The sequence below is a fragment of the Nakamurella flava genome, from assembly GCF_005298075.1.
Lineage (GTDB): Bacteria > Actinomycetota > Actinomycetes > Mycobacteriales > Nakamurellaceae > Nakamurella > Nakamurella flava.
The window spans coordinates 2,166,038-2,180,524 of record NZ_SZZH01000001.1; the positions used below are offsets into that span (position 1 = coordinate 2,166,038).

The 14,487-nt window shown below is 72.2% G+C and carries 14 protein-coding genes; 6 read left to right on the top strand and 8 right to left on the bottom strand.

What is annotated here, in order from left to right:
* Nucleotides 1–98: 98 nt before the first annotated feature.
* The 4 genes from FDO65_RS09630 to FDO65_RS09645 all read right to left on the bottom strand — a co-directional run bounded on the left by FDO65_RS09630 (nucleotide 99) and on the right by FDO65_RS09645 (nucleotide 4,216).
* Nucleotides 99–716 carry a TasA family protein gene (locus FDO65_RS09630; protein WP_137449087.1) on the bottom strand — a complete coding sequence of 206 codons (618 nt, stop codon included), beginning with the start codon at nucleotides 714–716 and terminating at the stop codon, nucleotides 99–101.
* Between the two features lie 390 nt (nucleotides 717–1,106).
* Nucleotides 1,107–2,429: a L,D-transpeptidase gene (locus FDO65_RS09635; RefSeq protein WP_137449088.1), complete on the bottom strand. Its 1,323-nt coding sequence runs from the start codon at nucleotides 2,427–2,429 to the stop codon at nucleotides 1,107–1,109.
* A 164-nt stretch (nucleotides 2,430–2,593) separates the two neighbouring features.
* Nucleotides 2,594–3,502: a homocysteine S-methyltransferase gene (mmuM, locus tag FDO65_RS09640; protein ID WP_137449089.1), complete on the bottom strand. Its 909-nt coding sequence runs from the start codon at nucleotides 3,500–3,502 to the stop codon at nucleotides 2,594–2,596.
* Between the two features lie 18 nt (nucleotides 3,503–3,520).
* Nucleotides 3,521–4,216: a Pr6Pr family membrane protein gene (locus FDO65_RS09645; protein ID WP_137449090.1), complete on the bottom strand. Its 696-nt coding sequence runs from the start codon at nucleotides 4,214–4,216 to the stop codon at nucleotides 3,521–3,523.
* Nucleotides 4,217–4,357: 141 nt separating this feature from the next.
* Between FDO65_RS09645 and FDO65_RS09650 the strand changes: the two genes are divergently transcribed.
* From FDO65_RS09650 to FDO65_RS09665, 4 genes are all read left to right on the top strand, one after another.
* A complete protein-coding gene (locus tag FDO65_RS09650) occupies nucleotides 4,358–5,182 on the top strand; it encodes a serine hydrolase domain-containing protein (protein WP_137449091.1) in 825 nt (274 codons plus the stop codon).
* An 82-nt stretch (nucleotides 5,183–5,264) separates the two neighbouring features.
* Nucleotides 5,265–5,648 carry a VOC family protein gene (locus tag FDO65_RS09655; RefSeq protein WP_137449704.1) on the top strand — a complete coding sequence of 128 codons (384 nt, stop codon included), beginning with the start codon at nucleotides 5,265–5,267 and terminating at the stop codon, nucleotides 5,646–5,648.
* A 41-nt stretch (nucleotides 5,649–5,689) separates the two neighbouring features.
* Nucleotides 5,690–5,986 carry an ArsR/SmtB family transcription factor gene (locus FDO65_RS09660; protein WP_137449092.1) on the top strand — a complete coding sequence of 99 codons (297 nt, stop codon included), beginning with the start codon at nucleotides 5,690–5,692 and terminating at the stop codon, nucleotides 5,984–5,986.
* A gap of 138 nt (nucleotides 5,987–6,124) precedes the next feature.
* Nucleotides 6,125–7,717, top strand: a complete 1,593-nt coding sequence (locus FDO65_RS09665) for an ATP-dependent DNA ligase (protein WP_137449093.1) — start codon at nucleotides 6,125–6,127, stop codon at nucleotides 7,715–7,717.
* A 74-nt stretch (nucleotides 7,718–7,791) separates the two neighbouring features.
* On the opposite strand, the gene FDO65_RS09670 is transcribed toward FDO65_RS09665, so the two are convergent.
* The gene (locus FDO65_RS09670) at nucleotides 7,792–8,829 is read right to left on the bottom strand and encodes a LacI family DNA-binding transcriptional regulator (protein WP_137449094.1); all 1,038 of its coding nucleotides are present in this window, start codon (nucleotides 8,827–8,829) and stop codon (nucleotides 7,792–7,794) included.
* A 126-nt stretch (nucleotides 8,830–8,955) separates the two neighbouring features.
* On the opposite strand from FDO65_RS09670, the gene FDO65_RS09675 reads away from it, so the two are divergent.
* Complete coding sequence (locus FDO65_RS09675; protein ID WP_240757517.1) at nucleotides 8,956–10,020, top strand: Gfo/Idh/MocA family oxidoreductase; 1,065 nt, start codon at nucleotides 8,956–8,958, stop codon at nucleotides 10,018–10,020.
* The gene (locus tag FDO65_RS09680) at nucleotides 10,017–10,802 is read left to right on the top strand and encodes a TIM barrel protein (protein WP_137449096.1); all 786 of its coding nucleotides are present in this window, start codon (nucleotides 10,017–10,019) and stop codon (nucleotides 10,800–10,802) included. Before FDO65_RS09675 ends, FDO65_RS09680 begins: the two co-directional genes overlap by 4 nt.
* Nucleotides 10,803–10,851: 49 nt before the next feature.
* Here FDO65_RS09680 and FDO65_RS09685 read toward each other — a convergent pair whose 3' ends face one another.
* From FDO65_RS09685 to FDO65_RS09695, 3 genes are read right to left on the bottom strand one after another with little or no spacing between them, the layout of a single operon-like run.
* A complete protein-coding gene (locus FDO65_RS09685) occupies nucleotides 10,852–11,283 on the bottom strand; it encodes a response regulator (RefSeq protein WP_137449097.1) in 432 nt (143 codons plus the stop codon).
* Entirely contained in the window at nucleotides 11,283–11,975 is a 693-nt protein-coding gene (locus tag FDO65_RS09690) for a response regulator transcription factor (protein WP_137449098.1), read from the bottom strand. The genes FDO65_RS09685 and FDO65_RS09690 overlap by 1 nt, the downstream gene beginning before the upstream one ends.
* The gene (locus FDO65_RS09695; RefSeq protein ID WP_166442109.1) at nucleotides 11,972–14,134 is read right to left on the bottom strand and encodes a PAS domain-containing protein; all 2,163 of its coding nucleotides are present in this window, start codon (nucleotides 14,132–14,134) and stop codon (nucleotides 11,972–11,974) included. Before FDO65_RS09695 ends, FDO65_RS09690 begins: the two co-directional genes overlap by 4 nt.
* Nucleotides 14,135–14,487 lie beyond the last annotated feature (353 nt).

Consider the following 14,487-nt stretch of genomic DNA (forward strand, 5'->3'; position numbering starts at 1 on the left):
CTCGGTCTCCCGCTCGGCTCGGTTGACCCCCCGGGTCCACGAGCCGTGGACGTCGCTGATCGGGGCGGCCGACAGCCGCCCGACCACCGACGTCGTCATCAGGTGTTCTGGGCCTCCCAGGTGAAACCGATGGAGGCGGTTCCGCCCTGGACCGTGTTGGGGGCCAACGGGTCGACGGTGTAGGTGAACTGGTAGGTCTTGCTCTCCGCGGCCGCACCGGTGGGCGCCCAGGTGGCGGCGGCCGCGGTCGGCGTCCCGCTCGCGAAGGCGGTCGCGGAGCTGCCGAAGGCGGCCAGGGTGCCGGAGAAGACGCTGCTGTTGGTGGCCTGCGGGGTGAAGCCGGTGCAACCGCCGCCGAAGGAGCCGCCCGTGCCCTGGACGATCGAGAGGTTGATGCTGCCGGCGAGGTTGTTCGTGGTGGCCGGGCTGGTGCCGTAGAGCTTGACCTGGCTCGGGAGGGATCCGCTGGACGTCACGACGATGCACTTGGTGCCGGTGGAGCCGGGCTTGAGGTTGGTGGCCGTGAACAAGGCCGTGTTGGCGTCGTCGTCGGAGAGCGCGACGGTGCCGGCGCTCCAGTTGTTCGTCGGATTCGACGTGGTGGAACTGAACGCGGCGTACGAGGACTGGGCGACCACGACGGCGCTCAGGCCCAACGCCGCGGGGATGGTGGCCCACTTGAGCCAGCGGGACACACGGGGGGACGGACGGGACATCGAGGGGCTCCGCTCAGGATCGGTGGTCGCGGAGCACGGACCGACGGCCCCGCATGACGATGGCCCCCGGCGTCTTCAGCAATCTGACTTCGCTCCGTTGACCACTCTCAGCATTCAATAGGCCAATCGGCGCAGTCAACGCCCAGAAAGCGTCCTTTAATATCGACATACTGGTGTCCGCGGGCCTCTTCCGGGGGCTCGGCGACAGCGCGTGACAGTTCGGACCCGTCAATTCCCTCCGTGGGGTCATGGCCCGATTCATCCCACCGAGCTGGTCGTTCCGTCGCTGAAACGCATTAGCGGACTGGCTCGGGGATGCGGAAAGGCCCCGCGCACCACGGCGCGGGGCCCTTCGATTCGTCTCGATCAGCCCCCGGAGAGGGCGCCGGATCAGCCGGCGACGTACTCCGCGAACGGCAGCTGGAAGTCGCCGTATCCGTCCCACCACTCCAGGGCCGGACCGCTGGTGTTGCTGATGATGACCGGGTCACCGGGCAGCGCGTTGTCGTAGAACCACTTGCCCCAGTCGGTCGACACGTTGACGCAACCGTGGGACACGTTCTCCACCCCCTGGGAGTCGACCGACCACGGCGCGGCATGCACGAACTCACCGGAGTCGGAGATCCGGCTGGCCCAATCGACCTTCGTGCGGTATGCCCCCGCCCCGGTCAGCCCCCAGGTGCTGGAATCCATGATCTTGGACTCGTACTTCTGCTTGACCACATGGATGCCGTTGTAGGTGGGGTACTTGTCCCGGCCCATCGACACCGGCACGAGCTGCGTCAGCTGGTCGTCGACGTAGATACCCATCATGTGGTTGTTGTTGTCGATGTCGGCGACGAACTTCCGCCCGACGGTGAACGACCGGGGAGTGTCGGACCCGACGAACATCCCGCCGCCGAGGTCCCGGCCGTACAGGTCGGTGGTCACCGTCACCTGGGTCCCGGACGTCCAGAAGCTCTCCGGGCGCCAGCGCAGCTCGGTGTCGTTGACCCAGCGGAACCCGCCGTTCTGAGCCGGGGTCGAGGTGACGGTGATGGCCTTCTCGACGCCTTCGTGATTGGTCACCGGCTGATCGAAGTAGAAGGCGATCGGCTGGGCCACCCCGACGGTCATGCCGTCCGACGGGAACCCGGTGACCTCCACCCGGCCCCCCGGCCGGACCGTCCGGAAGGTCGAGGTCGCGGTGGCCGGTGCCCCAGTGGCGTTGGTCGCCTCGGCGGTGAGGGTGTAATCGGTGTCGTAGGCCAGGTCGGTGGTGTTCCACCATTCCCGCTGGTCCGCCGACACCGCCCCCACGATCTCGGTGCCGTCGGCGGCGACGAGCCGCACGGTGCCCAGCGTCCCGTCGGCCACGGCGACGGTGACCGGATCGGCCGGGCTGAGTGCCGGGGTGCCCGACGCCGGGCTGACGGTGAGCACCGCCGGCGCGGCGGGCGCCGAGCTCACGGTGACGGTGGGCGCCGGGGCCGACGACGACGGGGCGGCGGGGACGGCGACGGCGGCCGACGATCCGGTCAACGCCTGCTCCTGCCCGGCGGGCGACACGGTCGCGGCGATGGCCCCCAGGGTCGACGACCCGGAACCGCTGCACCCCGTCACGGCGGCGAGCAGTACACCGGCGGCCAGGGCGACGGTGGTCACCCGGCGCCAGGGCCGGCGGGCCGGAGCGGGTCCGCTGATGGTGTGATCGGTGCCGCCACGGTTCGGCATGATGAGCCCCCCACGTCGTGAGGCACCCCCCAGCGCCTCGTCCGACCAGTGTGCGGTACGCCAGTCGGGTGACGCCCTCCTCGCGCGCGAGTTCGCAACTTCGTGTCCGGACTGTGACTGACGGTTGCGGTGCGACCGTGCCGTCCGGAGCGCCCGCCGAGATGTCAGTGCACGGTGGCGGCGATCCGCCGGATGGCCTCCGGACCGACCCGGCAGCAGCCGCCCACCAGCCGCGCCCCGGCGGCGATCCATCCGCTGACGTGATCGACTCCGAAGGTCGGCTCGCCGGCCCAGGCCCGGGCCTGCGCGTCCCAGCGCTCCCCGCTGTTGGGGTAGGCCACCACGGGCTTCCCCGACGCCTGGGCGGCCAGGGCGACCAGCGCGTCCACGTCGTCGCTGTCGGTGCAATTGACCCCGACGGCGATGATCTCGTCCACTCCGGCGGCCAGGGCGAACACCTCGGCGGCGTCCTCGCCCGCCCGGGTCCGGGTGCCGGCGCAGGTCAGCGACAACCAGGCCGCCTGGCCGGTGCCGTCGATCTCGGCCAGCAGCGCCTGCGCCTCGATGGCACCGGGGATGGTCTCCAGGGCCAGCACGTCGGGTCCGGCGGCGATGAGCTCGGCCAGCCGGGGACGGTGCCATCGGCGCAGTTGATCCACCGTCCGTCCGTAGTCGCCGGTGTACTCCGACCCGTCGGCCCGCACCGCCCCGTACGGGCCGACCGACGCCGCGACCCAACGGGGTCCACTCCCCGGGGCCGTGTCGGCCGCCCGCCGGGCCAGCTCCACCGACGAGCGCATCAGCGCGGCCGCGGCCGCACGGTCCAGGCCGAGGGTGGCCAGCCCTTCGAACGACGCCTGATAGGACGCGGTGATGGCGACCTGGGCGCCGGCCGCGTAGTACTCGGCGTGCGCGGCGACGATCGCGTCGGGATCGTCGCGCAGCAACCGCGCCGACCACAGGTCGGAGGTCAGATCAGAGCCGTGCGCCTCCAGGAGGGTGGCCAGGCCACCGTCCAGGACCACCGGGCCCGCCGCCAGTGCGGTCGCCAGAGTCGTTGTCGTGCCGGTCATGTCGTCACTCCTACCGTTCTACCGCCGAGTCGCGTCGCCGGTGCCGGTCACCGGGCGGCGACCCAGGTCCACCCGGGACGCCCAGCACAGCAGGGTGGCCGCCACCACGGCGACCACCGTCACGGCCAGGGCGCCGACCACCACCGTGCCGTAGCCGCTCGGCCGGGGGTCGATGAACGGGTAGGGGTACCAGTCGACGATCGGACCGCGGATCAGACTGTAGGCGAGGTAGCCGACCGGGTAGATCAGGAACAGCAGACCGTCCCGGGTCCGCAACGGCCGCACGGTCCGGTCCAGGAGCCAGTCGGCGACGATGATCAGCGGGAACAGGTAGTGCAGGACGGTGTTGATCCACGGTTCCGTGGTCTGCAGGCTCTCCTCCAGTCCGCGCAGCAGGAGGGTGAAGACGACCCCGGTGATGGCCATGTACAGGGTGGTCGCGCCGCGGAAGAGACTGAGCCCGAACGACTGTCGGGCCCGTCGGGGGGTCAGCGCCGCCACGATGAACGCGGCGGCGCCCAGCAGGTTCGACTGGATCGTGAAGAAGCTGAAGAAGTTGCCGACGCTGAAGTTCCTGGCCGCCGAGTTCGCGAACTGCGTCCCCACCGCGACCAGGACACCGGCGGCGACCAGCAGGCGGTAACCGGCCAGCAGTCGTGACCCCACGGTCGACGCGGCGCCCGAGTCCTGCACTGATCCGTCACGAAGAGCCATTCGCAGGATGCTAGATCCGAACCGGTCGGCGCGACCTGGCACACTCCGGCGCGGGACGCCGACAGACGCGCGGCGAAATTCCCGCGCCTGCCGCCGGCCCTGCCGGGGCCGGCGGACAGTCGGACAGGATCGGGGCGACGAGTGGATCTGCAGGCGGCGACAGCGGACTGGGCGGTCGGGGCACGGGCGGTCGCCGTCATCGACCCGACCGGGGTGGTCGACCGGTTCGACAGCGCCGCCGACGGGACGACCGGCGCGCGGTACCGCTGGGCCTCGGTCACCAAGATCATCAGCGCCCTGACCGTGCTGGACGCCACGGTCGAGGGGGTGGTCTCGCTCGACGATCCGGCCGGGCCCCCGGGGTCCACGCTGGCCCACCTGCTCAGCCACTCGTCGGGCCTGTCGATGGATTCCGATCGGGTACTGGCCGCGCCGGGCAGCCGGCGGGTCTACTCCAACGCCGGCATCGACGCGGCGGCGCAGCACCTGGCCGATCGGACCGGCCGGCCGTTCGCCGCCGAACTGCAGGAGCGGGTGCTCGATCTGCTGGAGATGTCCAGCACCGAACTCGACGGCCCACCGGCGCACGGCGCGGTCAGCGACCTCGACGACCTGGCCGCCCTGGCCGCCGAACTCCTGCACCCCCGCCTGCTCATCCCCCAGGTGGTGCGGCTGGCGTCGACCATCGCCTTCCCCGGGCTGGCCGGAGTGCTGCCCGGCTACGGCCGGCAGACCCCGAACGACTGGGGTCTGGGCTGCGAGATCCGAGACGGCAAGGCCCCGCACTGGACGGCGGCGGAGAACTCGCCGCGAACCTTCGGGCATTTCGGCCAGTCGGGCAGCTTCCTGTGGGTCGACCCGGACGCCGAACTGGCCTGTGTCGGGCTGTCCGACACCGCCTTCGGACCGTGGGCGGTCGACGCCTGGCCGGTGTTCTCTTCGGCCGTCCTGCGCGAGTACGCCTGACTCGCGACGGATCCTGGACGGCGGAACAGGCAAGTAGTAACTTGCCTGTGTTGACAGGACCGACGACAGGAGGACGGCCATGCTGCGCATCGGAATCACCAGCGTCTTCGTCGACGATCAGGCCGAGGCCGAGCGGTTCTACACGGGCGTCCTGGGTTTCGAGATACGCCAGGACCTGCCCCTGGGGACCGATCGGTGGCTGACCGTGGCCCCGCCCGGACGACCGGAGATCGAGTTGCTGCTCGAACCGGCCCACCATCCGGCGGTCAAGCCGTACCGCGACGCCCTCGCCGCCGACGGCATCCCGCTGCTCATGCTGTTCAGCGACGACGTGCGGGCCGAGGTCGATCGTCTGGAACGGGCCGGGGTGCACTTCACCCAGCCGCCGCAGGCCATGGGCGACGTCACCACCGCGGTCTTCGACGACACCTGCGGCAACCTGGTCGTCCTGGTGCAGCAGTCCTGAGCGGTCGGCCCGGCCGCCCGTCGGCGACCGCACCACCGACCGTGTACGACGCGCTGGCCCACCGGGTGCGGCGGGCCGTCCTGGACGCGCTGGTCGAGCGGGACGGGCAGACGCTGTTCGAGCTGACGACGCGCCTGGTCACCGACGGGGTCACCACCGGCAGCCGTCAGGCCATCACCCAGCACCTCGACGTCCTGGAGCAGACCGGACTGCTCCGCATCGAGCGGGTCGGTCGGCAGCGGATCCACCGGGTGGATCTGACCGGACTACGGGACATCTGCGAACGCTGGCGGCTGCACCCCGGTCCGCCGGACGCCGACCAGGCCGGCTCACGCTGATCTTCGGCGCCGACGACGGGGCGGGACGGCGTGTCACCGCATCATGACCAGCGTCGGCGGCGGTGATCGGCGTCAGCGGCTTCGGCGTTCCGAAGCTGACAGGCCCCGACTGTCGGTGGCGACCGCCAAGATGGCGGGATGCAACTGCAGACCCTGGTGCAGACCTGGCGGGAGTTGTCCGCCACCCGGTCCCGGATCGCCAAGCGGGATCGGCTGGCCGCGGTCATCGGCGCGGCCGAACCGGCCGAGATCGCCCTGGTGGTGACCTACCTGTCCGGGACCCTGCGGCAACGCCGCACCGGGGTCGGCTGGGCGGCGCTCAGCGACGTGCCCGACCCGGCGGTCGAGCCGTCGCTGACGGTGGCCGAGGTGGATGCCGCGTTCGCGGCGATGGCCGAGCTGGCCGGCAGCGGTTCGGTCGCCCGGCGGGCGGCGGCGGTGGCGGAGCTCTGGGGGCGGGCCACCGCGGACGAGCAGGGTTTCCTGCGCGGCCTGGCGTTCGACGAGCTGCGCCAGGGTGCCCTGGTGGCGCTCGTGCAGGACGGTCTGGCGCAGGCGTTCACGGTGCCGGTGGCCGCGGTGCAGCGGGCGTCGATGCTGCTCGGCTCCACCCCGGCCGCCGCGGAACTGCTGGCCACGCAGGGGCTGCCGGGTCTGGAGTCGGTCCGGCTGACCGTGGGCATCCCGATCTCCCCCATGCTGGCCGCCGCGGCCCCCGACCCGGCCGCCGCGCTGGACAAGGTCGGCCGGCCGGCGTTCGCCGACGTCAAACTGGACGGCATCCGGGTGCAGGTCCACCATGGCCCCCATGGGACCCGGGTGTTCTCCCGCAGCCTGGACGACATCACCGACCGGGTGCCCGGGATCGTCGCGGCGGTCGCCGGTCTCGGCGTCGACACCGCCGTGCTGGACGGCGAGGCCATCGCGTCGGGACCGGACGGCCGGCCCTTGGCCTTTCAGGAGATCTCGTCCCGAGCGGCCACCCGGGCCGCCGGCCGGGGTTCCCGGACGGCCGCCGCACCGGCCGTCGACGAAGTCGAGAACCATCTGCAGCTGCGGTGTTTCGACGTGCTGCACCTCGACGGCCGGGACCTGCTGGACGAGCCGTTGACCGTCCGGGCTGAGATCGCCGAGCAGTTGCTACCGCCCGCCCTGCGGGTCGACCGGCACCTGCTGCCGGACGGTGTGGACGACGCGGAGTCGCTGGCCGAGTTGGAGCGGGTGTTCCGGGGGGCCGTGGCCGACGGCTTCGAGGGCCTGGTGGTCAAGAGGGCCGCGGCCGGCTACGCAGCCGGGCGGCGGGACGCCGGTTGGGTCAAGGTCAAGCCCCGGCACACCCTGGACCTCGCGGTGATCGCCGCCGAATGGGGCTACGGCCGGCGGCAGGGCTGGCTGTCCAACATCCACCTGGCCGCGCGCGACGCCGACACCGGCGAGCTCGTCATGCTGGGCAAGACGTTCAAGGGCATGACCGACGCGATGCTCGCCTGGCAGACCGAGCAGTTCCAGGCCCGGGAGGTGCGGCGCACCCGGTCGACGGTGTTCGTCGACCCGCCGCTGGTCGCCGAGATCGCGATCGACGGCCTGCAGCGGTCCACCCGCTATCCCGGCGGGGTCGCCCTGCGATTCGCCCGGGTGCTGCGGTACCGGGACGACAAGACGCCCGACGAGGTCGACACCCTGCAGACGGTGCGCGCCATCGGCGGTCCGCTGCTGGCCGCGGACGGCTGACCGCCGTCCCCGGAGCGCTCGGGCACCCACCGATCGGCGGCATCCACCGCCGACCGCAGCTGCCCGGGCGCCGCTCAGCCGGCAGGCCCCGGGAACGGCGGGGCGGTGGAACTCCGCACCACCAGGCGCGGGGCGACGACCTGCTCACGGGGGCCGGGGCGAGCGCCGTCCGGATCACCGTCGAGTCGGTCGGCCAACCGGTCGACGGCCAGATCGGCCAACCGGTCGGTGTCCTGGGCCACGCTGCTCAGGTCGACCGCGGACAGCCGGGCCAGGCTGCTGTCGTCGAACCCGACGACGCTGATCTCCCCCGGAACATCGACCCCGGCCCGGCGCAGCGCATCCAGCAGACCGAACGCGCAGCGGTCGTTGAAGACGGCGACGGCGGTCGGCCGGGGCCGCAGCGCCAGCAGCGCCCGCCCGGCCTCTTCACCGTCCTGGGCTCCGAGACCGCCTGGCAGCAAAACCAAGTGATCGGTCAGCCCGTGCGCGGCCATCGCCTCGGCGTAACCGCGTCGGCGGTCGGCCGCACCGGCCGCCCGGCCCCCGTCGGCGTGCGCGATGCGCCGGTGACCGAGGGCAACCAGATGGTCGACCGCGTCCCGCAGTCCCTCGGCGTCCGCCGTGCGGACGACGTCGACCTCGGCGGAGCGGACGGCGCGGGCGACCGACACGAGGGGGATCTGAGCCCCCAGGTCGGCCAGTCGAGCGGTGGTGGCGCGGGAACCCAGCAGCACCAGCCCCTCGCAGCGGTCGCGGAGCAGATCGTCCACCGCCCGTTCCTCCGAACGGCGCCCGGTGACGGCGCTCAACGTCAGGTCGTAGCCCCGCCGCTCGGCCGCCTGGTACAGACCGCCCACCAGGTCGGCGTGGAACGGCTGCTCCACCTCGAAGACGACGCCCAGCAGCCGGGACCGGGCGCTGCGCAGCCGGCGCGCGCCGGCGTCCGGGCGGTAGCCGATCTCGTCGGCCACCCGGCGCACCCGCTCCCGGGTGGCGGCACCGGCGCCGGGCGCGTCCCGCATGACGATCGACACCAGGGCGACCGACACCCCCGCCGCGGCCGCGACATCGGCCAGGGTGGGCCGGCGGCCGGCGGGCGGGACGGTCATGCGGCCGATGGTAGCGCGACGGAACTAGAACGTTCTATGCGAGACCGCTTGACGCGCCGGGCGACCCGGCCCATGCTGATGGTCGGACCGACTAGAACGTTCTACAAGTGACACACAGGAGTGGACATGACGAACCCCGTACGGGTCGCGCTCATCGGATCCGGGCGCATGGGCTCCTTCCACGGACGCACCCTGGCCCAGCGGCTGCCCGGGGTGCACCTCGCGGTCATCGCCGACCCGGCCCCGGGCGCGGCCGGGAAGCTCGCCGCCGAGCTCGCCGTCGACCCGGCGCCCGCGGCCCGCGCCGTGACCGACCCGGCCGAGGTCTTCGCCGACCCCGATGTCGACGCCGTCGTCATCGCCGCGCCGGCCCGCTTCCATACCGACCTCGTCGTCGCCGCCGCGGCGGCCGGCAAGGACACCTTCTGCGAGAAGCCCATGGCCCTGTCGCTGGCCGACGCCGACCGTGCGCTCGCCGCGGTCCGCGATGCCGGCACCCTGTTGCAGATCGGGTTCAACCGCCGCTTCGCCGCCGACTGGCACGCCGCCCGCGGCCTGCTGGACTCCGGAGACCTGGGCACGCCGCGCCAGATCCGTTCGCTGACCAGGGATCCCGGCGGGTTCGACCCGTCCCGGGTCGCCCCGGGCACCATCTTCAACGAGACCCTCATCCACGACTTCGACACGCTGCGGTACCTCAACCCCGGCGCCCGGGCGGTCCGCGTCTTCGCGACCGCCACCGCCACGGTGGAACCGGACTGGCGCGACCGCGGCCTGCAGGACACCGCGACGGTGCTGGTCGAGTTCGACAACGGCGCCGTCGGCATCGCCGAGGCCTGCTTCGAGGCCGCCTACGGCTACGACGTCCGCGGGGAACTGTTCGCCGCCGGCGGCATGGCGACGATGGGCGACGGCCGGTCGACCGGTCTGGTGTTCTCGCACACCGGTGGCCGGTCCGTGTCCACCGCCCGCAGCGACCAGGAACTGCTCGACGCCGCCTACGTGGCCGAATTGGCCGCCTTCACCGCCGCCGTCCGCCGCCGGGCCGCCGCCCCCGGAGCCGAGCGCAATCCGGCGATCGCCGACGGCACCGACGCCCGGGCCGCGCTCGAGATCGCCCTGGCCGCCGCGGAATCCGTCCGCACCGGCCGCGCGGTCCGCCTCGACGGAGTGACCGGAGCCGGCGCATGAGCGACTACCGGTTGGCCGTCTCGGCCGAGATGATCTACGTCGACCTGCCCTTCGTCGAGCGGGTGCGCCGGCTGCACGAGCGCGGGTTCGAGGTCGAGATCTGGGACTGGACGGTCAGGGACGTCCCCGCCCTGGCGCGGCTGGCCGAGCAGGGCGTCGTGTTCTCCTCGATGACCGGGTACGTCACCGGTCGGCTCGCCGATCGGGAGGGGGCCGACGAGCTGCTGCGCACCGCCGAGCAGTCGCTGGCCGTGGCCGAGCAGCTGAACTGCCCCCGGCTGAACCTGCACGGCACCGGGCTGGACGACCGGGGACTGCCGGTCCGGCCCGCCAGCGCCGTGACCCCGCAGATGTGGCTGACGGCCGCCCGGACCCTGGACCGGGTGGCCGCGCTGGGCGAACGCGCCGGACGGGTCTTCATGTTGGAGAACCTCAACACCGCGGTCGATCACCCGGGCACCCCGTTCGCCACCGCGGCGGACACCCTGGCGCTGGTGCAGCACGTCGACAACCCGCATCTGCGACTCAATCTCGACCTCTACCACGCTCAGATCGGCGAGGGGAACCTGGTCGAGCTGACCGAGCGGGCTCTGCCGTGGGTCGGCGAGATCCAGGTGGCCGACGTCCCCGGGCGCTGCGAGCCGGGCACCGGCGAGATCCACTACCCGGCGGTCGCGGCCGCCCTGCGCCGACACGGCTACACCGGGGTGGTCGGGCTGGAGGGCTGGGCGTCCGGCGATCCGGACCTGGCCCTGGACCGCTTCCGGGCGGCCTTCGCCTGAGCCGCCCGTCCTGGACGACCCGGCGCGGCGTCCGGGACGGGGCGGTCGCTCAGACGGACCCGGGAACGCGACCGGTGCTCGCCTCGTCCAGCGCCTGGATGAGCGGGCGGAGCCGGCCGGTCTTGAGCACGAACCGGTCGGCGCCGGCGGCCAGCATGTCGTCCCGGACCTGGGGACGGCTCTGACCGGAATAGACCAGGATGAAGAGCCCGGGCCAGCGGGTCCGCAGGGTGCGCGTGATGTCGGGGCCGCCGCCGGGCATGTTGACGTCCAGGATGAGCAGGTCGGGGCGGTGCCGGTCCACCTGCTGCAGGCAGCTCTCGGCGTCCTCGGCCTCGGCGACCAACCGGAACTGTGGGTGTCCCCGCAGGACCAGACCGATGGCGTCGCGGAGCTCCGCGCGGTCGTCGCAGATCACCACCCGGCACCGGGGCCGGGTTTCGTCGGGGTCGTGCTCACCGGCCGAACCCGCGCCGGACATCAGGTGCCGACCATGATCTTCTCGCGGGTCGCGATGGCGACGGCTTCCAGGCGGCTGTGGGCGCCCAACTTGGTCATGATCGACTGCACGTGGTTGCGAGCGGTGGCCGGTGAGACCACCAGTGCGCGGGCCAGCGCCGCGGTGCTCTTGCCGTCGATCAGCAGTTGCAGGACCTCCCGCTCCCGGGCGGTGAGGTCGTCGCCCAGACGCTTCCCCCGCTGGGCCAGCCGCGGCATCAGGCGGCGCAGGGTGTCCGCGGTGATGACGGCCTCGTTGTTGGCCGCGGCCCGCACCGCCCGGACCAGGCTCGCGGCCCGGTCACCCTTGGGGATGAAGCCGGCGGCCCCGCCCTCGATGGCGCGGGTGAGGACCTCGTCGTTGTCGACGGCCGTCATCAACAGGACCTTGGTGCGCGGACTGAGGCTGAGCATGGCGGGCAGCACGTCGGTGCCCAGACCGTCGGGCAGGCGCTGGTCCAGGACGAGGACGTCGGGACGATGGCGCTGCACGGCGGCGAAACCGTTGGCGCAGCTCCCGGCGATCTCCACGACCTCCATGTCGTCGTAGGCGTCGAGGGCCGCCGCCACCGAATCCGCGACCAGCAGATGGTCGTCGACGATGACCACCTTGATCGGCGACGTCCGCACCGTTTCCGTCGAGCCGGCGAGGATGCCGCCCGCGCGTTCAGTCATGAGTCGGACGCTCCGTCGGTGGGGGACGCGGGCCGTGCGTGCTGACCCGCCATGGTTCGTCGGTCGGTCGACGAGCTGTCGGCCCGTCTTCTCGGGAGCACCAGCACCACGTGTGTCCCCTCCCCTCTGGATCCGGACACCGTCAGTTCGCCACCCTCCGCATGCGCACGCGCACGCATCGTAATCATTCCCAGGTGTCCCGGAGCTGAATCGAACGAATCCGCGCCGACCCCGTCGTCGGACAGCGAGACGCGGACCTCGTCGGCGGAGTCCTCCACCCGCAAGACCACCTCGTCGGCGTCGGCGTGCTTGCGCGCATTGACGAGCGCCTCCCGGAAGATCCGGTAGACCGTTCCCTTGGCCCCCATGGACAGACCCACGTGCTGCCGACCCTCGAAGGTCACGCGGGTCCGGGTGCCGGTGAAGATGCCGCGGGCGAGGTTCAGCAGGGCCGGACCCAACCCTTCGGACAGGTCCGGCGGATTCAGCGCCACGATGAGGGTGCGCAGCCGGTCCACCGCCGACTCGAGCATGTCGACCAGGCGCTCCAACTCCGCCCCGGCCTCACCCGACATCGACATGGCCAGGGTGTCGATCCGCATGGCCGCGGCCACGATGGTCTGCATCGGATCGTCGTGGATGGCCTCGGCCAGCAGGATCCGCTCACGCTGTTCGACATCGCCGAGCTGATCGACGAGTTCGCGTTGTTCGGCGGACAGCTGGGTGATCCGGCCCAGGATGGCGGCTCTTTCCCGGCCCTGCTGCTCCACCCAGGCCCGGGTGCGTCCGTGGGCGATGACCGCGCCGACCCGGTCGGCCAGCACCTGGGTGAGGTCGTCGTCGCCCGGGTCGTACGGCCGGTCCGGATCGCGACGGATGACGCCCAGTACCCCGAGCACCGCGCCGTCGTGACGGATCGGCGCGAACACGTAGTGCGGGATCTGGCCGTAGGGAGTCGTCAGTCCGTCCGGTCCGACGATGGTCGCCGCGTCACGATGCAGGCTGCTCACACAACGGCCCCGACCGTAGAGCCAGCGTTCGACGCCGGCCGACCGATCGAAGAACGGCGCACTCAGCGCGGCGAACTCGGCGAGGCGGGCCCGGGCCGCCGGGTCGCGATGGGCGACGAAATCGGCCTCCACCGTCCGGCCGCTGGGCTCGAGGATGCGCACCATGGCCCCGTCGCCCAAGCCGGCCGCGGCCAGTTCGGTCACCTTCTGTACCAGCTCCGGGACCGGTTTGCCGGAGTCGACCAACAGATCACTGGCCTGCCGCAACATCGCGGTGCGGGCGTTCGCCGACTCCGTACGCGCCGACTCGACCGACTGCATCGCCAGGACGGCCCCGGTGACGTCCGAGTGCGTGATCATCGCCTGCAGCAGCCGTCCCTGGTCGTCGACGAGGGCCTGACAGGTCCCCCGGACGTACTGCACGCCGCCCGTGTCCGAGCCACGCAGGCGGTAGTCGACGGTGACCTCACCCCCCTCGGCCAGCACCGTGCCGTAGGCGTGCTGCACGCGGGGGCGGTCCTCGGGCACGACCAGGTCGATCACCCAGGACGCGTCGGCGTGCGCCTGTCCTGGTCCAAGCCGGACGGCGGTATCGGACCCCGCGTCGGAGTCCACGTCGACGAGCCCCAGCAGCTCCCACAGCATGGGGTCGAACACCCAGCCGTGGCCCATCTCGTACCGGACGCTGCCGACCCGGCTGGCCCGCTGCACCTGCTCGAGCTGCCGTTGCAGCAGACGCGGACCGGTCACGTCCTCGCTGAGCAACAACCCACCGACCACGGTCCCCCGGGCGTCCCGCACGGGGCGGATCCGGATGACGTACTCCCAGCCGTTGACCGGACTGGTGAAGTGGGTGTCCACCGACGACCCCCGAAGCGCACGCTCCAGGTCAGGGACGAGCCGGCGACCGACCGGCTCGGAGACCGCCTCACCGAAAGGCAGCCCGACCATCTCGTCGGGGTCGTATCCGGCGCGGCGCAGCAGCGACCCCGCAGCCAACTGCACCACCAGCCCCGGCCCGAACACCAGCAGACTGAGGCTGGGAATGCTGTCCAGGACCTCGCGGTACCGCCGCTCGACGGCGGCCAGGACGAACTCTTCGGCTCGGTGGGTCGCGCGTGACCGTCCGGTCGACCTCGATGGCTCCACCGGCCCGGGAACCGGGTCCGACACAGCGATCGATGGGAGCGCGACAGAACCCCCGTCCTTCACGCAACCTCCACGAACCCGCCTGCCGACTACCGATCGCTGTTGACCAACTCCACTATGTGTTCAACAGGGGCCCGTACTCAATTCCCGAAACGGCTGGTTCAGGGCGATTCACCGCCCCGCGCCGCCGCGCGTCGGTCGACCCGGACGGACGGCCGCCCCGGCTGCCCCCTCCCGCACCCGACCGGTGACCGCCCCCCCTGCACCCTGCCGGCACCCGCCGGCGTCCGGACACCCCTTTGGTGTGACCGGAACACGGTGCAGATGGTGCGGGGCGACCAGGCGGCCTGATG

Excerpts from the sequence above, each read along its gene's own strand:
- FDO65_RS09665 (WP_137449093.1), top strand. The coding sequence starts at position 6,125 with ATGCAACTGCAGACCCTGGTGCAGACCTGGCGGGAGTTGTCCGCCACC.
- FDO65_RS09630 (WP_137449087.1), bottom strand. The coding sequence starts at position 716 with ATGTCCCGTCCGTCCCCCCGTGTGTCCCGCTGGCTCAAGTGGGCCACC.
- FDO65_RS09690 (WP_137449098.1), bottom strand. The coding sequence starts at position 11,975 with ATGACTGAACGCGCGGGCGGCATCCTCGCCGGCTCGACGGAAACGGTG.
- FDO65_RS09635 (WP_137449088.1), bottom strand. The coding sequence starts at position 2,429 with ATGCCGAACCGTGGCGGCACCGATCACACCATCAGCGGACCCGCTCCG.
- mmuM (WP_137449089.1), bottom strand. The coding sequence starts at position 3,502 with ATGACCGGCACGACAACGACTCTGGCGACCGCACTGGCGGCGGGCCCG.
- FDO65_RS09645 (WP_137449090.1), bottom strand. The coding sequence starts at position 4,216 with ATGGCTCTTCGTGACGGATCAGTGCAGGACTCGGGCGCCGCGTCGACC.
- FDO65_RS09680 (WP_137449096.1), top strand. The coding sequence starts at position 10,017 with ATGAGCGACTACCGGTTGGCCGTCTCGGCCGAGATGATCTACGTCGAC.
- FDO65_RS09670 (WP_137449094.1), bottom strand. The coding sequence starts at position 8,829 with ATGACCGTCCCGCCCGCCGGCCGCCGGCCCACCCTGGCCGATGTCGCG.
- FDO65_RS09675 (WP_240757517.1), top strand. The coding sequence starts at position 8,956 with ATGACGAACCCCGTACGGGTCGCGCTCATCGGATCCGGGCGCATGGGC.
- FDO65_RS09685 (WP_137449097.1), bottom strand. The coding sequence starts at position 11,283 with ATGTCCGGCGCGGGTTCGGCCGGTGAGCACGACCCCGACGAAACCCGG.